We start from the raw sequence: 21,539 nt of genomic DNA, 5'->3' as shown, positions 1-21,539 counted from the left end.
TGCGGGCCGCGCGTTAGCCGTGCTGGCCCGGTAAAGTCAATAGGCGCGCGGCTCGTCGCCGTCGAGCCAGTGCGAACAGCGAAGCGTCTCGCCATTTTCCTGCCCTGTGAGCGCGGCGATGCTATGCCAGCCCTCCGCCCGCAACGCGGCGGCTCGCACCGGGTCATGATGCAACGGCAGGAACAGGCGCCGGGGCGCTTCGCCGCCAAAGCCCGCGTCGATCAACGGATCGGGATAGAGCGAGAAGCCCATCGCCGGTTCGTCCGAGCCGTCGGCGCGGGTGATGGCGTAGCTGCCGCCCCGGCCGATCTCCCCCGTGAAGCCGTCCGCGAAGATCGAGAAGCCGAACCAGTTCTGATATTCGAAGCCATGACGCTCGGTGGGGTCGAGCGTCAGGGTGATGTCCCAGCCGATGGGCTTCGCGATGGCGCGCAGGCCGGCGATCCGGCTGTCGATCGCGCCGCCAAGCTCGGCATTGAGCGCTTCGAGCCGCTCCATCGCGGCGTGGAACGGTCCGGTCGCCTCGATCAGCGGAAGATAGGCGGCGGCAGCCGGGCTGATCGCGGCGAGTGCACCCGCATCCTTGGCATCGAGTTCCGTGCGAACCGCCTCGATCTCCTCCGGCGCCAGCGGCAGCGGGCCGGCGGCGAGATTGTCGATCAGGTCCGGCAAGGTAAAGTCGATGGTGATGCCGGTGACGCCCGCGGCCTGCAAGGCCTCTATGGCGACGTTCACGATTTCGACGGCGGCGGTGGCGCTGTCGCTGCCGATCAGTTCGGCGCCGATCTGGAAACGTTCGCGCTCGGGCCGAAGCTGATTCGCGCGCAGGCGGATCACCGGCCCGGCGTAGGACAGGCGCAGCGGGCGCGGCGCGCTGGCAAGGCGCGTGGCGGCGATGCGGCCGACCTGTGCGGTCATGTCCGGGCGAAGGGCCAGGCTACGCTGGGAAACGGGGTCGATGGCGCGGACAAGGTCCTGCGCGCGCATCGTTTTCAAACGGCCGACCAGCGTATCCTCGAACTCCGCGAGCGGCGGCATGACACGCTCATAGCCATGGCCGGCGACGGTATCGAGCACACGGCGCGCGAGGCGCGCGGACGCCTCTGCCTGCGGTGGCAGGCGATCTGACAGTCCTTCGGGGAGGAGGCCGGGTGGGATCGTGGTCATGGGCTGGCCTTTAGCGGATTATTCGCAATAGGCCAGCCCGAACCATAAGCTGATCAGGCGAAGCGGAGCAGCTTGACCGTCTTGACGCCTGCCAGCTTGCAGATGTCGGCCAGGACGGTTTCGTTCACCGCGCCGTCGACCGACAGCAGCAGCACGGCTTCACCGCCCTGGTTGCGACGGCCAAGGTGGAAGGTGCCGATATTGACCTGCGCCTCGCCCAGCGTCGAACCCAGACGACCGATGAAGCCCGGCGCGTCCTGGTTGACGATGTAGAGCATGTGACCGGCCAGATCGGCTTCGACCTTGATGCCGAACAGTTCGACCAGGCGGGCCTGCGCATTGCCGAAGAGGGTGCCCGCGACCGACTTGTCGCCGCTTTCCGTCTTCACGGTCACGCGGACGAGGGTCTGATAATCGCCCTCGCGGTCATGGCGGACCTCACGAACATCGAGGCCGCGCTCCTTCGCGAGGAAGGGGGCGTTGACCATGTTCACCGTGTCCGAATAGACGCGCATCAGCCCGGCGAGCACCGCCGCGGTGATCGGCTTCTGGTTGAGTTCGGCGGCATGGCCCTCGACCTCGACCGAGACGCTCTGGATACGGTCGCCTTCGAGCTGGCCGACAAGGCTGCCCAGTTCTTCCGCCAGCGCCATATAGGGCTTGAGCTTCGGGGCTTCCTCGGCCGACAGCGACGGCACGTTCAGCGCATTGGTGATACCGCCGTCGAGCAGATAGTCGGAAAGCTGTTCCGCGACCTGGAGCGCGACATTGACCTGCGCCTCGTCGGTCGATGCGCCCAGATGCGGGGTGCAGATGAAGTTGGGGGTGCCGAACAGCGGCGATTCCTTCGCCGGTTCGGTCACGAACACGTCGAGCGCGGCGCCCGCGACATGGCCCGCATCCATCGCTTCCTTGAGCGCGGCTTCGTCGATCAGGCCGCCGCGGGCGCAGTTGATGATGCGCACGCCCTTCTTGGTCTTGGCCAGATTTTCCTTCGACAGGATGTTGCGGGTCTGGTCGGTCAGCGGCGTGTGCAGCGTGATGAAGTCGGCTTTGCTGAGCAGCGTGTCGAGATCGGCCTTTTCCACGCCCATTTCGACGGCGCGTTCCGGGGTCAGGAAGGGATCGAAGGCAACGACCTTCATCTTGAGACCCAGCGCGCGGCTGGCGACGATCGAGCCGATGTTGCCCGCGCCGATCAGGCCCAGCGTCTTGCCGGTGACTTCCACGCCCATGAAGCCGTTCTTCGGCCACAGGCCCTGCTGCGTCTGGGCATTGGCTTCGGGCAGTTGGCGGGCCAGCGCGAACATCAGCGCGATGGCATGTTCGGCGGTGGTGATCGAGTTGCCGAACGGGGTGTTCATGACGATCACGCCCTTGGACGAGGCGGCCGGGATGTCGACATTGTCGACGCCGATGCCGGCGCGGCCGATGACCTTGAGGTTGGTGGCGTGGTCGAGAATATCCTTCGTCACCTTGGTCGAGCTGCGGATGGCGAGGCCGTCATACTGGCCGATGATCGCCTTCAGCTCTTCCGGCGTCTTGCCGGTGATTTCGTCGACTTCCACGCCGCGTTCACGGAAGATCGCGGCAGCGCGGGGGTCCATCTTGTCGGAAATAAGTACCTTGGGCATGACGAATTGCCTTTCTTGCAATTCGTCATCCTGACGAAAGTCAGGATCTCAGGCGGCAAAGTCGTACCTAGATGCCTGAGATCCCAGCTTTCGCTGGGATGACGGGATATATGGGAAGAAGTTTGTTTAAGCAGCCTTCACGGTCGCATAGGCCCAGTCGAGCCAAGGCCCCAGCGCTTCGATGTCGGCGGTCTCCACCGTCGCGCCGCACCAGATGCGCAGGCCCGCCGGGGCATCGCGATAGCCCGCAACGTCATAGGCCGCGCCTTCCTTCTCCAGCAGGGCCGCGAAGCTCTTGATGAAGGCTTCGTCCGCACCCTCGACCGTCAGGCAGACGCTGGTGGTCGAGCGCGACGCTTCGTCGGCGGCGAGATGGCCCAGCCAATCGCGTTCCTCGACGATCTTGTTGAGCGCCGCCGCATTGGCGTTGCTGCGCGCGATGAGGCCATTGAGGCCGCCCAGCGACTTGCCCCATTCCAGCGCGAAGATCGCATCCTCGACGGCCAGCATCGAAGGGGTGTTGATCGTTTCGCCCTTGAACACGCCCTCGGCCAGCTTGCCCTTTGAGACAAGGCGGAAGACCTTGGGCAGCGGCCAGGCGGGGGTGTAGGTCTCCAGACGCTCGACCGCGCGGGGGCCGAGGATCAGCACGCCATGGCCGCCCTCGCCGCCCAGCACCTTCTGCCAGGAGAAGGTGGCGACGTCGATCTTGGTCCAGTCGATCTCATAGGCGAAGACCGCGCTGGTGGCGTCGGCGAAGGTCAGCCCCTCGCGGTCGGCCGGGATCCAGTCGGCATTGGGAACGCGCACGCCCGAGGTCGTGCCGTTCCAGGTGAACAGCACATCATGGGCGAAGTTCACACCGTTCAAGTCGGGCAACTGACCATAGTCGGCGCGGATGATCGTCGGATCGAGCTTCAACTGCTTGGCGGCGTCCGTCACCCAGCCTTCGCCGAAGCTTTCCCAGGCCAGCGTCGTCACCGGGCGGGCGCCCAACATGGTCCACATCGCCATTTCGAAGGCGCCGGTATCGGAACCGGGGACGATGCCGATGCGGTGGGTTTCGGGCAGGTTGAGCAGCTCGCGCATCAGGTCGATGCAATAAGCGAGGCGGGTCTTGCCGATCTTGGCGCGGTGCGAGCGGCCCAGCGATTGCGCGCTCAGCTTGTCGGCGCTCCAGCCGGGAGGCTTGGCGCAGGGACCGGAAGAGAAATAGGGGCGGGCCGGACGGTTGGCGGGCTTTTCAGCAGGCGCAAGGGTGGCGTCAACGGCAGTCAGATCAGTCATGTAATGCGTCTCCTTACAGAGAGCACGCGCGGCGTTGGGACCGCGTGGCCCGCTGGCCGCCCTAAAGTCTCCGGCCAAAGAGTCAAGTTGAATGTCTGCGTGCGATGAAAGGAGTCGGCCGTTAACCCTTGAGCCAGCCGGACGTGGTAAATCATGCCGTCATGATTGAGCGGGTTTGGGGGAAAGCGATCCTTCGCGGCATAGGTTTTACGGGCCTGTCGGCCGCCGTGCTGGCGCTGGCCGGGTGCGGCGGCGACCTGGTGCCGCGCGGACGCGTGGAACGGCCCGCCAAGCCGGTGAGGACGGCGCGCCCGGCCACGCCGCCATCGATGGAACTGCGCCAGTGCATGGCGAAGCTGACGTCTCAGTCGGTCCTCTTCACCCCCCTGCCCGACCAGAATTTCGGTGGCGGATGCAGCGCGACGGGAAGCGTCAAGCTGATCGATATCGGGGTTCCCGCGACCAATCTGGGCGCGATGACCTGCGGCCTTGCCGCCAATTTCGCGGCCTGGGCGCGCTATGGCGTGCAGCCCGCCGCCCGGCTGATCCTGGGCGCGGAGATCGAGAGGATCGAGACATTCGGCACCTATAACTGCCGGCCGATCGCGGGCAGCGGCAAGCTGAGCGAACATGCGCACAGCAATGCGATCGACGTGTCGGCCTTCGTCCTGAGCGACGGACGGCGGATTTCGATCGAAAGGGACTGGAACGGCGACAGGCGGACGCGCCAGTTTCTGGAAATCGTCCGCGCCAGCGCCTGCAAGCGGTTCCGCACCGTGCTCAGCCCCGATTACAATGCGGCGCATCACGACCATTTCCATTTCGACATGGGCGGAAAAGGCGGGTTCTGCCGCTGATGGCGACAGGGCGCTTTTGCCGTTAAGCGCCAAATGGTTTGGCGGCTTCTGCGGATAAGCGCCTTGGCTTTGTCATCCCGACATCCTACCTTTCCGGAAATGACCAGAAAAGAAATCGAAGAACGCAAATTCCGCCCCGCCCGTCAGGAAGCCGCCGACGCCCGCAAGGGGCTGGAAACACCACAGACCAGCAGCGCCGCCTACCGCCTGGCTTTCCAGGATACCGAATTCCTGCTGCGGGAGGATCTGCGGCCGATACGGTTCCAGCTCGAATTGCTGAAGCCCCAATTGCTGATGGACGAGGCGAAGATCGAGTCGACCTTCGTCTTCTATGGCTCCGCCCGGATTCCCGAACCCGACCAGGTACAGGCGCGGATCGATGCGGCGACGACGCCGGAGCAGAAGCGCATTGCCGAGAATCTGGGCCGGAAAGCACGCTATTATGACGAAGCGCGCAAGCTGGCGCGGATCGCGGCGCAATATCCGGTGAACGAGGCGGGATGCCGCCATTTCGTCGTCTGCTCGGGCGGTGGTCCGTCGATCATGGAGGCGGCCAATCGCGGCGCGGATGATGTCGGCCAGACCACCATCGGCATGAATATCGTGCTGCCGCATGAGCAGGCGCCCAACCGCTTCGTCACGCCGGAATTGAGCTTCCAGTTCCATTATTTCGCGCTGCGCAAAATGCACTTCCTGCTACGGGCGCGGGCTCTGGCGGTGTTCCCCGGCGGCTTCGGCACGTTCGACGAGATGTTCGAGTTGCTGACCCTGATCCAGACCGGCAAGATGAAGCCGATCCCGGTGCTGCTTTTCGGCAAGGATTTCTGGACCCGGGTGGTGGATTTCGAAGCACTGGCCGACGAGGGCGTGATCTCGCCGTCGGACCTCCATCTGTTGACCTGGGTGGAAACGGCCGAGGAGGCATGGCAGGCGGTGCAGAACTTCTATCAGGACTCCGAAGCGCCCGGCTGCGGTTGATCCTTGCCCTGGCCGTCAGGGAGGATTAGGGCGCGGCCATGCGCGCCGATCTCGCCCATGTCGACACCTGGATCTTCGATCTGGACAACACGCTCTACCCGGCGAAGGCGGACCTGTTCGCCCTGATCGACGTGAAGATGGGCGAGTTCATCCAGGGGCTGCTGGGCTGCGATCCGGTGGTCGCGAAACAGACGCAGAAGCGCTATTTCCTGGAGCATGGCACGACGCTGTCCGGCCTGATGCACCATCATGGCATCGAGCCGCGCGAATTTCTCGACTATGTCCACGACATATCGATGGATCGGCTGGAGGTGGACGAGGCACTGAACGCCCATATCGCCGCGCTGCCGGGGCGGCGGCTGATCTTCACCAATGGCGATGCTGCCTATGCCGGGCGCGTGCTGGACAAGCTCGGCCTCGCCGGGGCGTTCGAGCTGATCCACGACATCCATGCCTGCCAATATGTGCCCAAGCCCGACCCGTCGGGCTATGCCGAACTCTGCCGGGTCCACCATGTCGATCCGATGCGGGCCGCCTTTTTCGAGGACATGGCCCGCAACCTGCGCCCCGCCAAGGCGATCGGCATGGCCACCATCTGGGTCAATAACGGCTCGGAAGCCGGCAATCACGAGCATCATCCCGATTTCATCGATTTCGAAACCGACCATCTGACGCCGTTTCTGGCGGATATTTTTGGGGAACAACCATGAGCAACGAACTGATCGCGACCATCGATGCCGCCTGGGAGGACCGGGCCAACGTCAATCTCCAGACGCAGGGCGAAGTCCGGCAGGCGGTCGACAAGGCGCTGGCGCTGCTGGACAAGGGCGAACTGCGCGTCGCCGAACCGACCGGCACCGAGGGCGCCGGAGCCTGGCAGGTCAACCAGTGGGCGAAGAAGGCGGTGCTGCTCAGCTTCCGCCTCAACGACAATGCGATGATCGACAATGGTCCGGGCGCGGGCCATTGGTGGGACAAGGTGCCGAGCAAGTTCGCCGGCTGGGACGAGGCCGCTTTCCGCGCCGCCGGTTTCCGTGCGGTTCCGGGGTCGTTCGCCCGCGCGGGTGCGCACATTGCGAAGAATGTCATTTTGATGCCGAGCTTCGTGAACATCGGCGCGTTCGTCGATGAAGGCACGATGGTCGACACCTGGGTGACGGTGGGAAGCTGCGCGCAGATCGGCAAGAACGTCCACCTGTCGGGCGGCGTCGGCATCGGCGGCGTGCTGGAGCCGTTGCAGGCCGATCCGGTGATCATCGAGGACGACTGCTTCATCGGCGCCCGTTCCGAAGTCGTGGAAGGCGTGCGCATCGGCAAGGGTTCGGTGCTGTCGATGGGCGTGTTCATCGGCATGTCGACCAAGATCGTCGACCGCACCACCGGCGAAATCTTCATCGGCGAAGTGCCGCCCTATTCGGTGGTCGTGCCGGGCAGCCTGCCGGGCAAGCCGCTGCCCGACGGCACGCCGGGGCCGAGCCTCTATTGCGCGGTGATCGTGAAGCGCGTCGACGCCCAGACCCGGTCCAAGACCGGGATCAACGAACTGCTGCGGGATTAACGCCTACCGCGCAAATGGTAGCTGCGTGCTCCTGCGAAGGCAGGAGCCCAGTTCCACCCTCTGATCTGGGCTCCTGCCTTCGCAGGAGCACGGATTACTTGACCGCAAGGTTGAACCTACTGGATGCGGACGGCTCAGAACCCTACATAACCCCCATGCCGCCATCCACGCCCGACAATTCGCCCCTTCCGCCCATCTGGGCGACGCTGCGGCGCTTTTTCCCCTATCTCTGGCCGGCCGATGCCCCTGCCCTGAGGCGACGGGTGGCGATCGCCATGGTGCTGGTGCTGGTCGCGAAGATCGTCAGCCTTGCCATGCCCTTCGCTTACAAGGGCGCGGTCGACCGGATGGTGCCGGGCATGGAGTCCGGCGCGGGCCTCGCCGTGGCGCTGGTGGTGGCCTATGCCGGCGCGCGCTTTGGCAGCGTGCTGTTCGACAATCTGCGCAACGCCATTTTCGAGCGGGTGGGCCAGGAAGCCGGGCGGCGGCTGGCCGACGATGTGTTCGTGCATCTGCATCGGCTGTCGCTGCGCTTCCATCTCGACCGGCGGACCGGCGCCGTCACCAAGATCGTCGAACGGGGCACGAAGAGCATCGACACGATGCTCTATTTCATGCTGTTCAACATCGCGCCGACCGTGCTGGAACTGGCGGCGGTCTGCGTCATCTTCTTCGTGAAGTTCGGTCCCGGACTGGTCGCGGCGACGCTGGTGATGGTGGGCCTCTATATCTGGTTCACCCGGACCATCACCGAATGGCGCAACCAGTTGCGGCGCGACATGGTGGACATGGACACCAACGCCGTCGCCCATGCCGTCGACAGCCTGCTCAATTTCGAGACGGTCAAATATTTCGGCGCCGAGGATCGCGAGGCGGCGCGCTATGCCAAGGCGATGCGGCGCTATGCCGATGCGGCGGTGAAGTCGGAAAATTCGCTGGCCTGGCTGAATATCGGACAGTCCCTGATCACCAACCTGATGATGGCGGGGGCCATGGGCTATACCGTCTGGGGGTGGAGCAAGGGGCAATTCTCGACCGGCGACGTGGTGCTGGTCAACACGTTGCTGAGCCAGCTTTTCCGGCCGCTCGACCTGCTGGGCATGGTCTATCGGACGATCCGGCAGGGGCTGATCGACATGGAGGCGATGTACAAGCTGATCGACACGCAGGCCGAGATCGCCGATGCGCCGGGTGCACCGGTCCTGCATGTCGAGACGGGCGAGGTGCGCTTCGACCATGTGCATTTCGGTTATGATCCCGAACGCGAAATCCTGCATGGCGTGAGCTTCGCCGTGCCGGCGGGCAAGACGCTGGCGATCGTCGGACCTTCGGGCGCGGGCAAATCGACCATCGCGCGGCTGCTGTTCCGGTTTTACGACATTCAGGGCGGACGCATCCTGATCGACGGGCAGGACATCGCCCAGGTCACCCAGGGGTCGCTGCGTTCGGCCATCGGCATCGTGCCGCAGGACATGGTGCTGTTCAACGATACGGTCGGCTATAATATCGGCTATGGCCGGGCGGGCGCGACCCAGGAAGAGATTGAGGAAGCGGCCAAGGCGGCGTCGATCCACGATTTCATCATGGGACTGCCGCAGGGTTATGCGACGCGGGTCGGCGAGCGCGGCCTGAAACTGTCCGGCGGGGAGAAACAGCGCGTGGCGATTGCACGCACATTGCTGAAGGACCCGCCGGTGCTGGTGCTCGACGAAGCGACCAGTGCGCTCGACAGCCGGACCGAGACGGAAATCCAGGACGTGCTGCGCAGCATCGCACGCAAGCGCACGACGCTGATCGTCGCGCACCGCCTGTCCACCGTGGTCGATGCCGACGAGATCATCGTGCTGGAGCAGGGCCGTATCGTCGAACGCGGGCGGCACGGCGATCTGGTGCGGGCGGACGGACTTTACGCGACCATGTGGGCACGGCAGGCGACCGAGCGGGACGAGATGGCCCAAGCGCCGGAGGTCGAGCCGAAGATCGAGGATGTTTTCGAAGTGGTTGACCTGCGCAGGGGTTGATGGCGGCCTTTGCCGCTGGGGCAAGGGCAACGCGGCTCGGGCTGCACCATTTTCCCTCCACCGCCGCCTTCTGCCGCCGTCCCCCTCCCCATCCGTCGTGGGGAGAAATGGGGTCCGGTTGATTTTGGCGGCTTCCGCAGCTATGGTCGCGCTCGCGGACCGGGCCCCTCTGGCGCGCTGACCTCAAACAGCGCGTGATGTCGGACCGCATCGGACTATCCGATGCGACTGACGGCTTGGTTTGGACCACCCCCTCCCCTTCGCAGCGGATTCTCCGATCAACCTTGTTGTTGAACGAGAGGAGCATATCCCGTGGAATTTCTCTTCATGGACTGGCTGGGGACACCGGCGTGGTTCTGGCTGGCCTTCTTCGCCATCGTTGCGGCGCTGACGGCCTTCGACCTTGGTTTCCTGCACAAGGAGGACAAGGAGATCGGCATCAGGGAGAGCCTGAAACTCTCCCTCTTCTACATCAGCATCGCCATGGCTTTCGGCGTCTGGGTCTGGTTCGTGCGCGGGCCGGAGCCGGGGATGCAATATTTCACCGGCTTCTTCATCGAGAAGGCGCTGTCGATCGACAATGTCTTCGTGATCAGCCTGATCTTCTCCTATTTCGCGATTCCGGCGAAATATCAGTATCGGGCGCTGCTCTGGGGCATCATCGGCGTGATCGTGCTGCGCGGCCTGATGATCGCGGGCGGGGCGATGCTGCTGCATGAAGCCTATTGGGTGCTGTACCTGTTCGCCGCCTTCCTGATCTTCACCGGCATCAAGATGATGTTCGCGGGCGACGAGCCGATGGATGTCGGCAAGAATCCGCTGATCCGCTTCATCTCGGCGCATATGCGGGTGACGCCGGAGCTGCATGGCGAGCATTTCCTCGCCCGCATGAAGGATCCGAAGACGGGCCGGATGGTGCGGGCCGCGACGCCGCTGCTGCTGGCGCTGATCGTCATCAATTTCGCCGATCTGGTGTTCGCGGTGGACAGCGTGCCCGCGATCTTCGCGATCACGACCGATACGTTCATCGTCTATACGTCGAACGTGATGGCGATACTGGGCCTGCGCGCGCTGTATTTCGCGCTGTCGGCCATGGTGCACCGCTTCCACTACCTCAAATATGCGCTTGCCGCGATCCTGGTGTTCATCGGGACCAAGATCTTCGTGGCGGACTTCCTGCTGGATGGGGGCAAGTTCCCGCCGGCGCTGAGCCTGGGCGTGACCTTTGCGCTGATCGGCGCGGGGGTCGTCTGGTCGTTGTGGAAGACGAAGGCGGAAGACCGCGCGGCATGAAGGATGGGCAGGGAACCCGGAATGGTTCCCTGCCCAAGGGCCGTGCCCTTAGCGTATCCGTGATGATCAAGCGCGCGATTTCTCAATCGTCAGATGACGCCATCTGAGTGGAAATCGCTCTAACGGCTCGATACGGTGGTGGTCGTCCGTTCCACCACCGACGCGCGGGCGGGGCTGGTGGTCCTGCGCACGACCTTGCGCTTGGCCGGGGCGGCCTTGCGCACGACCGTCGTCGGGACCGTCTTCACCGTCTCCGTGGTCACGGTCGTCGTGGCGGGAGCGGGCGTGGCGGCGGCGGCACGGGCGGCCTGCGCGTCTGCAGCGGCGGCGGAGGCTGCACGCTCAGCCGCTTCCGCCCGCGCATTGGCGGCAGCGGCATCCTGCTGCGCCGAGGCGGCGGTCGATGCCTGGATCTGGGCGTCGGTTTCGGCGCGGGCCTGGCTCTGCCCGATGGCGGTATCGGCAAATTGCTGGGCTTCGATCGCTGCCCGGATGGCGGCCTGTTCCTTACCGCTCTTGAGCTGTTCCTGGGCCAGACGGAGCGATGCCTGCGCCCTGGCGAGAACGGCCGGATTGGCTTCGCCCGCCTTGAGCTTTCCGGCGGCGTCGATCTTGCCCTGGGCCTGGGCGATGGCGGCCAGCGCCCGCTCCTCGTCCCCTGCCAATGCCGGACCGCTGGCGAGAAACAGAGCCGATGCAGCAGCAAAGAAACGTATAGATGTGCCGATCTTACGCATAAATTCTCCTGTCATCATTATTGGTGGACCGGAGAACGTGCGTAGATATGGCTAAGTTCCGGATGAACCGTTGTTCAGGAAAGGCGCAGAAACTTCGGTCGGAACGCGCAGGATTCTTCCCGTTTCCTTGTCGATGATCGCCCATGTCGATTTAGCCGCCACCTTTACCTTGCCGTCGGGGCCGGTAAATTCCATGTGGCGGTCGAACCGGGCGCCGCGCGGCGCTTCCGCGATCCAGGTCCGGACGGAAACCGTTTCACCCTGCCGGACGTTCCCGCGATAGTCGATCTCATGCCGGGTCACGACCCAGACATAGGCGTCGACATGCGCCGGGTCCGCATCCTGGGTCCAGTGCTCGGTCGCGACCTGCTCCATCCACTGGACCCAGACCGCATTGTTCACATGGCCAAGCATGTCGATATGCTCCGGGCCTGCGGTGAAGGTGCGGGTGTAGGTGGAGGGCATCAGTCCGCGACGCCCAATTGCCAGAGGATGAAGGCGAATTCCTCCGCCGTTTCGCGCAGGCTTTCGAAGCGGCCCGACTTGCCCCCATGGCCTGCGCCCATATTGGTCTTGAGGATCAGCATGTTGCCGTCCGTCTTGTTGGCGCGCAGCCTGGCGACCCATTTGGCCGGTTCCCAATAGGTGACGCGGGGATCGTTGAGGCCCGCGGTCACCATCAGCGGCGGGTAGGCCTGCGCGCTGACATTGCTGTAGGGATCATAGGAGAGGATCGTCTCGAAGGCGGCCTTGTCCAGGCAAGGGTTGCCCCATTCGGGCCATTCGCCGGGTGTCAGGGGCAGCGTCTCGTCCAGCATGGTGTTGAGGACGTCGACGAAGGGCACATGCGCCACGACCGCGCCCCACAGGTCGGGATCGCTGTTGATCACCGCGCCCATCAGCTCGCCGCCGGCCGAACCGCCGGAAATGCTGATCCTTCCCTTGCTGGTATAGCCAAGGTCGATCAGGCCCTTCGCCACGTCCACAAAGTCCGTGAAGGTGTTGGTGCGCTTGTCGAGCTTGCCGTCGAGATACCATTGCTGGCCAAGATCGTCCCCGCCGCGGATATGGGCGAGCGCGAAGGCGAAGCCCCGGTCCAGAAGGGACAGCCGGCTGGTGGAGAAGCCCGGCTCCATCGCGATGCCATAGGCGCCATAGCCGTAGAGGTTGAGCAAGGCGCTGCCGTCGCGGGGCAGGTCCCTGGGATAGACGATCGACACCGGGATTTGCGTGCCGTCGCGGGCGGGGATCATCAGCCGCTCGGTGGCATAGCGGGTCGCGTCATAGCCCGAGGGGATTTCCTGCATCTTCAGGACCTCGAGTTCACCCGTGGCGAGGTGGTAATCATAGATGGTGTCGGGCGTGACCATGGATTCATAGCCGATGCGCAGCTTCGTCACGTCATATTCGGGATTGTCGTCGAGCGAGGCGGAATAGCTGGCTTCCGGGAAGGGAATGCGTTTCGCCTGATGGCTCGCATAGTCGCGCAGCTCGATCTGGTCGAGGCCGTCCTGCCGCCCTTCGGTGACGTAGAAGCCCTTGAACAGCGTGAAATCGGTCAGGTAGAAATGGGTATCGGGCGCGATCACCTCTTCCCACTCGTCGGGGGCGGCGAGGGTCGATTTCACCAGCCGGAAATTCGGGTGGGTGTCGTTGGTGCGGATGTAGAGCGTGCCCTCATGCTCATCCACCTCATATTCGCGGCCGGGCTGGCGCGGGGCGACGAGCAGCGGCTTCGCCGTGGGATTGTCGGCGGGGAGCAGCCAGGCTTCGGTCGTCACATGGTCGCCGGTCGCGATCACGATCCATTTTTCCGAGGAGGTGAGGCCGACCGAGACGCGGAAGCCCTCATCATCCTCGTGGAACAGTTCGATGTCGGATTCGACCGGCTGGCCCAGCCAGTGGAGGCGGGCATTGTCGGTGCGCCACTGGTCGTTGGCGATGCCGTAGAGCAGCCCCTTGCTGTCGCTGGTCCACACCAGCGAGGACAGGGTGTCGGGGATGATTTCGGGGAGAAGCTCGCCGGTCGTCAGGTCCTTGATCCGCGCCTCGAACCGTTCCGAGCCGTTATCGTCGATCGCATAGGCCAGGTAGCGGCCGTCCGGGCTGACCGACATGGCGCCCAGGCGGAAATAATCATGGCCTTGCGCCAGCGCGGGTTCGTCGAGGATGAGCTGGTCGTCGCTGCCGTCCGCTTTGGCCGTCACGGGCCTGCGATACCATTTACGGTACTGGGCGCCGATCTCGAAGGCGCGCCAGTAGATATAGTCGCCGTCCTTCTGCGGGACCGAACTGTCATCTTCCTTGATGCGGCCCTTCATCTCCTCGAACAGCCGGTCGGTCAGCGCCTTTTGCGGTTGCATCGCGGCTTCGAAGAAAGCGTTCTCCTCCTCCAGATAGGACAGCACGGCCTGGTCCTTCACCTCCGGATAGCCCGGATCGCGCAGCCAGGCATAGGGGTCCTCCACCGTGATGCCGTGGCGGGTGAAGCTGTGCGCGCGGGTTTCGGCCTTGGGAGGATCTTTCGGGGAGAGCGGAGCGGAAGCGGTCATTCAAAGTCCTGATCTGGCGTAAGTGCCCTGGTCTGCTTATGTTGGGCGCATGGCGTCCTGTGCAAGAGGACCGTTTGATCCAAGGGAATTTCAATGTCCACCTATGAAGACCGCCTGAAGGCCTTGCGCGCGCAGCTGGTGCGCGACCGGCTGGACGGCTTCGTCGTGCCGCTGACCGACGAGCATATGAGCGAATATGTCGGCGCCTATGCGCAACGGCTGGCCTGGCTGACGGGCTTCCAGGGCTCGGCGGGAAGCGCCGTCGTGCTGCCCGAGGAAGCGGCGATCTTCGTGGATGGGCGCTATACGCTCCAGGTGCGCGAGCAGGTGGACGGGGCGCACTGGCACTATGAGAGCGTGCCTCAGACGTCCGTGGCGGCCTGGCTCGGCAAGCATGCGGCCGCCGGCGGGAGGATCGGTTACGATCCCTGGCTGCATACGCGCGCCTGGGTGAAGGCGGCGGGCGAGGCGCTGGCCGAACGGGGCGCGGAACTGGTGGCCGTCGACACCAATCCGGTGGATGCGGTGTGGCCGGATCGGCCCGCGCCGAGCGATGCCAAGCTGGTGGTGCACGAGGACCGTCATGCCGGGCAGTCGTCGGCGGAGAAACGGCAGGCGATGGCCGACTGGCTGGTCGGCAAACATGCCGATGCGGCGGTGCTGTCGGCGCTGGATTCGCTGGCCTGGACCTTCAACATCCGGGGCAGGGATGTGGAGCGGACGCCAGTGGCGCTGGCCTATGCCATCGTCCATGCCGATGCGACGGCGGACCTTTATGTCGCGCCCGAGAAGATTGACGAGGCGGTGGTGAAGCATCTGGGCAATGCGGTGCGGGTGCATGATCGCGCCGGTTTTGCCGATGCGCTGGCGGGTTTCGCGGGGAAGACCGTGGTGGCCGATCCCGAGCGGGCGGTGGCGGCAATCTTCGAGGCGCTGGATGCGGGTGGCGCCACCATATTGCCGCTGCGCGATCCGGCGGTGTTGCCCAAGGCGGTGAAGAACCCCGTCGAGATCGCCGGACACAAGGCGGCGCAGGCGCGCGACGGGGCGGCGCTGTCGCGGTTCCTGCACTGGATCGCGGTGGAAGCGCCCAGGGGCGGCGTCGACGAACTGGGCGCGGCGGCGAAGCTGGAGGCGTTCCGCAAGGAGACGGGGCTGCTGGAGGACCTGTCCTTCGACACCATTTCCGGCGCGGGGCCGAATGGCGCGGTGGTGCATTACCGGGTCGAGGAAAAGACCAATCGCGCAATCGAGACGGGCAGCTTCTATCTGGTCGATTCGGGCGGGCAATATCGCGACGGCACGACCGACGTGACCCGGACCATCGCCATCGGCACGCCGACCGACGAGATGAAGCGGCGCTTCACCTTGGTGCTGAAGGGGCATATCGCGCTCGCTCGGGCGCAGTTTCCGAAGGGAACACGGGGCGGGCAGCTCGACGTGCTGGCGCGGCAGTTCCTGTGGGCCGAGGGGCTGGATTATGCCCATGGCACCGGGCACGGCGTCGGCAGCTTCCTGTCGGTGCATGAGGGGCCGCAACGGATCGCGACCTTCGGCGGCGGGGACGAGCCGTTGCAGCCGGGCATGATCCTGTCGAACGAGCCGGGTTATTACAAGACCGGCGAATATGGCATCCGGATCGAGAATCTGGTGCTGGTGGAGGCGCGGGACGTGCCGGGCGCCGAGCGGGAGATGTTGGGCTTCGCGACGCTGACCTTCGCCCCGATCGACCGCCATGCGATCGCCGTGGAACTGTTGACCAGCGAAGAGCGGGCCTGGCTGGACGCCTATCATGCCAGGGTGGTGGAGGTCGTCGGCCCGCAGATCGAGGGCGCGGCGCTCGATTGGTTGAAGGCGGCCTGCGCGCCCCTGTAACCGCATGCGCTCCTGCCTTCGCGGGAGCATATGTCTTTTGTTTCTACCCCCTGGCGTCCTCCGGGCGCTGGGGGGTTTCCTCACTCCGCGATTCGCGCGACTGGGCCTTGCGGCGGCGCAGATTGTCCCGCAACGCCTGCGCCAAGCGCTCTTTCCGTTCGTCCTGACCGTTTGTCATGACCCGCCCTTAAGCAATTTGCATCTTCTGCCGCAAGCCGCCTTGACATGGGACGATGGGGCGGCCATAGGCCCGGCTCCGCTGGCGCGAAACGCCGGATGGAGCTGAAAATAGTGCTGCCGTAGCTCAGTGGTAGAGCGCATCCTTGGTAAGGCTGAGGTCGTGAGTTCAATCCTCACCGGCAGCACCATTTTCCTCCCGTGACCGGATGGTCGCCCGATTTGCCCATAGCTTGATATTTCGCCGGCGGGTGTGCGCGACAAGCTTCATGGCATGTCGCCGGTCGGCGCGGTCGAATCGAAAATGGCGTTCAGATAGGCGGCGATGCGTACCCCGCCGCGCCGCAAACGGTCGTCCAGTTCGGCGCGATGCTGATAGGCATAGTCCCAGGACAGATCGGCCTCGGCCGGATAGATGGTCTTGCGCAGGGCGATGCTTTCGCGAACCCAGGTCGCCGGACCGCTGGCGCTCCAGTCGATGAACTGGGCCGGCGTGATCGAGCGCGAGAGCCAGTTCGCATATTCCGAATAGGACAGGGCACGCTGTTCGATCAGGCCCGAATCCCAGACCGAATGCAGGTTGGTCGCCTGACCGAAGAAGGTGACCTTCACATCATTGCCGCCGCGATCGTTGCCGCCGCCCGCGTGCAGCGGCTGGTGCAGGTCGCCAAGGATGTGGACGATGAAGCGGAGCGCGAGGCGGCGGTCCTCCAGCGGAGCCTTGCCGTCCCGCAGCGTGGCGGTGAAGCGTTTGAGCGCGGTGATCGCATCGCCCTCCTTCGGGGCGTCGGCGGGGCCGTAACGATCGCCTTCCTTCACCGTGACATAATGCCAGGGGCTGGCGGTCTTGCGCCAGAAGTCGGCGGGATCGGACTTCATGTCGTCGGGCCAGGTCGCCGCTTCCGCCAGATCCTCGACACCCAGCAGCAGTCGGACCTGGGCGCGTGCGGCGCCGCTCAGATTCTGGTCGGCGATGGCGCCGGTAATGCGATGGCCGACCGGCCCCCATGCCTGGGCGGGCGTGGCGGCAAGGAGCGGCAGGGCGAGCAGGAAGGAGAAGCGCATGGCGTCCCTCATACAGCTTTGCCCTGCCTCAACCAGCGTGCTTTTTCCGAAGGTTGCGCTTCAACCGGTAAAACGGACGCCGATCCACAGCGTCCGGGGTGTGCCCAGGTCGATCGACCCTCCGGCATTGCGGGTGACCACCTCTTCATCGAAGAGATTCTCACCGCGCGCGACCAGGGTAACGCCATGGCCCAGCGGCAAGCGCGCCACCGCGTCGACGGTCAGCGCATCGGGCAGCACGTCGGTCTGGAGGTCGTCCTCATATTGCTTGCCGACATAGCGCAGCGTGGCGGAGAGCGCCGGGCCTTGCCTGGGTTCCCAGGCGAGCGTGGCGCTGGCGGCGTGGCGCGGGCTTTGCGCGGGATCCAGGCCATCGAACCGCATGCCCGGCGCACGGACCGTGCTGTGGCTATAGGCATAGGAGGCCGAGAGCAGGAAATCCGCGATGCGGCCCGAGGCGGTCAGTTCGAACCCCTTGGCGACGATGGCATCGACATTCCGACGCTGGCGGACATTGGGGTTGGAGGGATTGAGCGTCACATTGGCGATGGCATCATCGAGTCGGTTGTAGAAGGCCGTCGCGGAGAAAGTGATGCCGCTCACCGGGTTAAGGTCGACCCCAGCCTCCACACCCTTGAGCTTTTCCGGATTGAGTGCGGGATTGGCCTGCGTCGTGACCGGGAAGACCACGAAGGGCCGGTAGAGTTCGTTGAGCGTCGGCAGGCGGAAGCCGGTATAGGCCGCGCCGCGCAAGGCGACGGCATCGCCGATCCGGTAGAGCGCACCTGCCCTTCCGGAAAATTGCCAGTCGGATCGGTCGGCGAAGCTGTTGTTCGCCGCGCCCGTGCCGGTGGCGCGATAGAAACCGTTGCTGATCGTCCAGCGATCCGCCCGTACACCGCCGGTCAGGACCAGTTTGCCGAGGGACCAGTCATCCTCGGCAAAGAAACCGGTGGTCATCTGCTCACCGCCCGCATGGCGCCGGGAGGTGACCGGATTCGCCGCGATATTGGCGTTATAGGCGTCCTCGAACATGTCGCCGGTGGCGAAGCGCGTGTCGGCGCCGATGCGCAGCACATGGTCGGGGCCGACCGGCGGGCGCAGTTCGATCTTGCCGCCGATGCCGGTCGAGGGCGTGTTGCGCTGGTCGAGCGACTTGCGGAAGGTGGAAGCGGAAATCACGATGTTGGAGAAGTTGCGCGCCTGGATATAGGCCAGCGCATCGACCTGCCAGGCGCCGCGCGAGATGAAGCGGATGCTGGCGTCCTGCCCCTCGCTCATGCTGTCCGCGCCCTTGAAGCGCAAGGTCCGCTCGTCGTGGAAGAGGGTGCCGCGGAACTGGATTTCCGATGTGGCCGAAAGCGGCGCGACGGCGCGCAAATTGGTCGACCAGCCGTCATAGGCGGCGGGTGCCGTGGCGGCGACGCGCTGGTCCCTGGGCGTGGTCTGGAAGCCGTCGCCCCGATCCCAGCGGCCGGAAAGGGAGACGTAACCGCTGCCCAGGTCCGGGGTCAGGCTGGCGGAGAGTTCGGTCGCGTCCCTGCTGCCGTAGAAGGCGCTTGCCGCGAAGGTCGGCAACTGGTCGCGGGTAGCGCTGGCGAGTTCGATGGTCCCCGCCACCGCGCCCGCGCCAAAGGCCCCTATCCCGCCGCCGCGCGTGACCCGCACCACCGACAGGCGATCGGGCACCAGGGCGCTGAACGGAATATAGCCGAAAAAGGGATCGGCCAACGGCACGCCGTCGAGCAGCACCAATGTCCGGCTCGACGCATTGCCGCCCAGCGCGCGCAGCGTGGCCCCCTGCGCCGACGGATTGGCGGAGCGGCTGTCGGAGCGGCGGAATTGCTGGAACCCGGCAACGTCGCCCAGCACGCTTTCGATCCGGCCGGAGGCGCTGTTGGTCAGGCGGTCCCGGTCGATGATCAAAGATCCATAGGCCGGGGTTCCCGGCGGCAGGGAAAGCCCCTCCCCCGTCACGACGATGCGCGCCGGATCGGGCGCCTCCGTCTCGGCGGCCGCAACCGTCGGAATTGCGGCCAGAGCCAGTGATAACGGGAGATATTTCATTGGCGCCCCTTCCTCTCTTGGCGAGAGGCACTAGGGGCGCCGCAACAGAACTTCAAGCGCTCCTATCGCCGACTGACGCAGCCAGAATCTTGTCGATCGTCAGCGGATAATCGCGCAGGCGGATGCCCGTCGCATTGTAGATCGCATTGGCGACCGCCGCCCCGGCCCCGCAAATGCCGAGTTCGCCGACGCCCTTGGCCTTCATGGGTGAGCTCTTGTCGTCCAGTTCGTCGATGAACACCACGTCCTGCTGCGGAATGTCGGCGTGCACCGGCACCAGATATTCGGCCATGTCGTGATTGACGAAAAAGCCGAACCGGGTGTCGACGCTGAGTTCCTCCATCAACGCCGCGCCGACCCCCATGGTCATCGCGCCGATCACCTGGCTACGCGCCGATTTGGGATTGAGGATGCGCCCGGCGGCAAAGGCACCGCCCATGCGGCGGACACGGACCTCGGCGGTGTCGATGTCCACGCCGACCTCGCAGAAATGTGCGCCGAATGTCGCCTGCGCATAGCGTTCGGCAAGGTCGCCAAAATCGATGCTGTCCTCCGCCCAGAGGCCCTCGCCTCCGGCCAGCGTGCCGATCGGCTGGGACTGGTTGCCAAGGCGCACCAGCCCATCCTCGAACAATGCCTGGTCCGCCGGGAAACCCGCCTTTTCCGCCAGCTTCGCGCGCAGCGCCATGGCAGCGGCATAGACGCCCGCCGTGGCGCTGTTGGCACCCCATTGCCCGCCCGATCCCGCCGACGCGGGAAAGCGGCTGTCGCCCAGGCGCACGGTCACGGCCTCCAGCGGCACGCCCAGCATCTCCGCCGCCGTCTGGGCGATGATGGTATAGCTGCCGGTGCCGATGTCGGTCATGTCGGTTTCGACGATGACATGCCCCTTGCCATCGACGCCGATGCGCGCGCCCGATTTCATGACCAGATTGTTGCGGAAGGCGGAGGCGACACCCATGCCGACCAGCCAGCGGCCGTCGCGCACCTGTCCGGGCTTGGGATTGCGATGGCTCCAGCCGAAACGTTCGGCACCCTGGCGGAGGCATTCGACCAGCTTGCGGCTGGAAAAGGGGCGCTGCGGTCCCGCTTCGGGATCATATTGCACATCGTTGCGGATGCGCAGTTCGACCGGATCGATGCCGCAGGCTTCGGCCAGCTCGTCCATTGCGACTTCCAGCGCCAGCAGGCCCACGGCCTCGCCCGGCGCGCGCATGGCATTGCCCTCCGGCAAATCGAGCGTCGCGAGGCGATGCGTCGTCAGCCGGTTGGCGCCGCGGTAGAGCAGGCGCGTCTGCTGCGCCGCCGTCTCCGCGCCGCCGCCGGGCAGGTCGCCCGACCAGACCTCATGGGCGATGGCGTCGATCACGCCATGCTTGTCGGCGCCGAGGCGGATGCGCTGGATGGTGGCGGGGCGATGGGTGGTGTTGTTGGGGATTTGCGGCCGGGCGATCGCGACCTTGACCGGACGGCCGGCGAGGCGCGCGCCCAGCGCCGCCAGCAGCGCATCGGCCCGAAGGAACAGCTTCGCGCCGAAACCGCCGCCGATATAGGGCGAGACGAAGCGGATATTCTCCTTCGGAATTTGCAGCGTCTTCGCCATTTCGCCCACGCTCCAGGCGATCATCTGGTTCGCGGTCCAAAGGGTGAGCTGATCGCCGTTCCATGCGGCCGTTGTGGCGTGCGGCTCCAGCATCGCGTGGCTTTGATCGGGAGTGGTATAGCGCTGATCGATCTTCACCGCCGCCTTCGCGAAACCGGCATCGAAATCGCCCGCCTGGGTATCCGCCGGGCCGCCGAAGCCGTCCTGCGGCCGGACCGCCCTGTCACGCTCCGCCGCGAGGTCGAAGCGGCCCTGCTCCACCGCATAATCGATGCGGACGAGCTGGGCGGCGTCACGCGCATTTTCCAGCGTGTCGGCGATCACCAGCGCCACCGCCTGTTCATAATGTTCGATCTGCGGCCCGCCGAGAAGAGGGGCGGTGTTCATATTGCCCTTGCCCAGTGCGCCGGCATTCTGGTGCGTGACGATGCCCAATACGCCGGGCGCGGCCTCCGCGGCGCGCAGGTCCATGGCGTTGATCCGCCCCTTGGCGATCGCCGATCCGACGATCCAGCCATAGGCGGCGTTGGGCGCGGCATCGTGGCGTTCATAGGCATAGGGTGCGGTGCCCGTGACCTTGGCGGCGCCGTCGATGCGGTCATGGGGAATGCCGATGACGCGGCCCCGGTCGATCGGATTGGTGGTGGCGGGCGTGTCGAACTTCATGG

17 protein-coding genes and 1 tRNA gene are annotated in these 21,539 nt (G+C 65.2%); 8 read left to right on the top strand and 10 right to left on the bottom strand.

All coding sequences use genetic code 11. The annotated features are described in order from the left end of the window. Positions 1-36: 36 nt before the first annotated feature. The 3 genes from CAF53_RS09960 to CAF53_RS09950 all read right to left on the bottom strand — a co-directional run bounded on the left by CAF53_RS09960 (position 37) and on the right by CAF53_RS09950 (position 4,088). Positions 37-1,167 carry an ATP phosphoribosyltransferase regulatory subunit gene (locus CAF53_RS09960; protein WP_046762455.1) on the bottom strand — a complete coding sequence of 377 codons (1,131 nt, stop codon included), beginning with the start codon at positions 1,165-1,167 and terminating at the stop codon, positions 37-39. A gap of 53 nt (positions 1,168-1,220) precedes the next feature. Next, a complete protein-coding gene (gene serA / locus CAF53_RS09955) occupies positions 1,221-2,801 on the bottom strand; it encodes a phosphoglycerate dehydrogenase (RefSeq protein ID WP_046762454.1) in 1,581 nt (526 codons plus the stop codon). Positions 2,802-2,927: 126 nt separating this feature from the next. After that, on the bottom strand, positions 2,928-4,088 hold the full coding sequence (locus tag CAF53_RS09950; RefSeq protein WP_100237975.1) for a phosphoserine transaminase: 1,161 nt from the start codon (positions 4,086-4,088) through the stop codon (positions 2,928-2,930). Between the two features lie 161 nt (positions 4,089-4,249). Between CAF53_RS09950 and CAF53_RS09945 the strand changes: the two genes are divergently transcribed. The 6 genes from CAF53_RS09945 to CAF53_RS09920 all read left to right on the top strand — a co-directional run bounded on the left by CAF53_RS09945 (position 4,250) and on the right by CAF53_RS09920 (position 10,795). Next, positions 4,250-4,945, top strand: coding sequence for an extensin family protein (locus CAF53_RS09945; RefSeq protein ID WP_197707388.1), 696 nt, complete (start codon positions 4,250-4,252; stop codon positions 4,943-4,945). A gap of 99 nt (positions 4,946-5,044) precedes the next feature. Beyond that, the gene (locus tag CAF53_RS09940) at positions 5,045-5,923 is read left to right on the top strand and encodes an LOG family protein (protein ID WP_100237973.1); all 879 of its coding nucleotides are present in this window, start codon (positions 5,045-5,047) and stop codon (positions 5,921-5,923) included. Between the two features lie 38 nt (positions 5,924-5,961). Next, positions 5,962-6,633 carry a pyrimidine 5'-nucleotidase gene (locus CAF53_RS09935; RefSeq protein ID WP_046762451.1) on the top strand — a complete coding sequence of 224 codons (672 nt, stop codon included), beginning with the start codon at positions 5,962-5,964 and terminating at the stop codon, positions 6,631-6,633. Further along, positions 6,630-7,481, top strand: a complete 852-nt coding sequence (gene dapD / locus CAF53_RS09930) for a 2,3,4,5-tetrahydropyridine-2,6-dicarboxylate N-succinyltransferase (RefSeq protein WP_100237972.1) — start codon at positions 6,630-6,632, stop codon at positions 7,479-7,481. The genes CAF53_RS09935 and dapD overlap by 4 nt, the downstream gene beginning before the upstream one ends. Positions 7,482-7,636: 155 nt before the next feature. After that, positions 7,637-9,502, top strand: coding sequence for an ABC transporter ATP-binding protein/permease (locus CAF53_RS09925; protein WP_100237971.1), 1,866 nt, complete (start codon positions 7,637-7,639; stop codon positions 9,500-9,502). A 312-nt stretch (positions 9,503-9,814) separates the two neighbouring features. After that, positions 9,815-10,795, top strand: a complete 981-nt coding sequence (locus CAF53_RS09920; protein ID WP_100237970.1) for a TerC family protein — start codon at positions 9,815-9,817, stop codon at positions 10,793-10,795. A 119-nt stretch (positions 10,796-10,914) separates the two neighbouring features. Here the strand turns inward: CAF53_RS09920 and CAF53_RS09915 are convergent, their stop codons facing one another. Genes CAF53_RS09915 through CAF53_RS09905 form a run of 3 tightly spaced genes read right to left on the bottom strand, consistent with a single transcriptional unit; the run spans position 10,915 to position 14,084 of the window. Beyond that, positions 10,915-11,532: a hypothetical protein gene (locus CAF53_RS09915; protein WP_046762447.1), complete on the bottom strand. Its 618-nt coding sequence runs from the start codon at positions 11,530-11,532 to the stop codon at positions 10,915-10,917. Between the two features lie 51 nt (positions 11,533-11,583). Further along, positions 11,584-11,997 carry an acyl-CoA thioesterase gene (locus tag CAF53_RS09910; protein WP_046762446.1) on the bottom strand — a complete coding sequence of 138 codons (414 nt, stop codon included), beginning with the start codon at positions 11,995-11,997 and terminating at the stop codon, positions 11,584-11,586. Next, the gene (locus CAF53_RS09905; protein WP_100237969.1) at positions 11,997-14,084 is read right to left on the bottom strand and encodes a S9 family peptidase; all 2,088 of its coding nucleotides are present in this window, start codon (positions 14,082-14,084) and stop codon (positions 11,997-11,999) included. The genes CAF53_RS09910 and CAF53_RS09905 overlap by 1 nt, the downstream gene beginning before the upstream one ends. A gap of 93 nt (positions 14,085-14,177) precedes the next feature. On the opposite strand from CAF53_RS09905, the gene CAF53_RS09900 reads away from it, so the two are divergent. Beyond that, positions 14,178-15,959, top strand: coding sequence for an aminopeptidase P family protein (locus tag CAF53_RS09900; RefSeq protein WP_100237968.1), 1,782 nt, complete (start codon positions 14,178-14,180; stop codon positions 15,957-15,959). Between the two features lie 43 nt (positions 15,960-16,002). On the opposite strand, the gene CAF53_RS29025 is transcribed toward CAF53_RS09900, so the two are convergent. Then, complete coding sequence (locus CAF53_RS29025; protein WP_277949200.1) at positions 16,003-16,137, bottom strand: hypothetical protein; 135 nt, start codon at positions 16,135-16,137, stop codon at positions 16,003-16,005. 115 nt (positions 16,138-16,252) lie between these two features. Here CAF53_RS29025 and CAF53_RS09895 point away from each other — a divergent pair. Then, positions 16,253-16,327, top strand: a tRNA-Thr gene (locus CAF53_RS09895). Between the two features lie 76 nt (positions 16,328-16,403). Here the strand turns inward: CAF53_RS09895 and CAF53_RS09890 are convergent. The 3 genes from CAF53_RS09890 to paoC are packed head-to-tail and all read right to left on the bottom strand — an operon-like array spanning position 16,404 to position 21,537. Further along, a complete protein-coding gene (locus tag CAF53_RS09890; RefSeq protein ID WP_046762656.1) occupies positions 16,404-17,201 on the bottom strand; it encodes a S1/P1 nuclease in 798 nt (265 codons plus the stop codon). A gap of 60 nt (positions 17,202-17,261) precedes the next feature. Then, positions 17,262-19,268, bottom strand: a complete 2,007-nt coding sequence (locus tag CAF53_RS09885; RefSeq protein ID WP_100237967.1) for a TonB-dependent receptor — start codon at positions 19,266-19,268, stop codon at positions 17,262-17,264. Positions 19,269-19,320: 52 nt separating this feature from the next. Continuing rightward, complete coding sequence (gene paoC, locus CAF53_RS09880) at positions 19,321-21,537, bottom strand: aldehyde oxidoreductase molybdenum-binding subunit PaoC (RefSeq protein WP_100237966.1); 2,217 nt, start codon at positions 21,535-21,537, stop codon at positions 19,321-19,323. Positions 21,538-21,539 lie beyond the last annotated feature (2 nt).

Origin of the sequence: Sphingobium sp. LB126, assembly GCF_002795205.1 — a bacterium.
Taxonomy (GTDB): Bacteria; Pseudomonadota; Alphaproteobacteria; order Sphingomonadales; family Sphingomonadaceae; genus Sphingobium; species Sphingobium chungbukense.
Note: the sequence above shows the minus strand (reverse complement) of the source record. Positions and strands in the feature narration are given on the sequence as shown.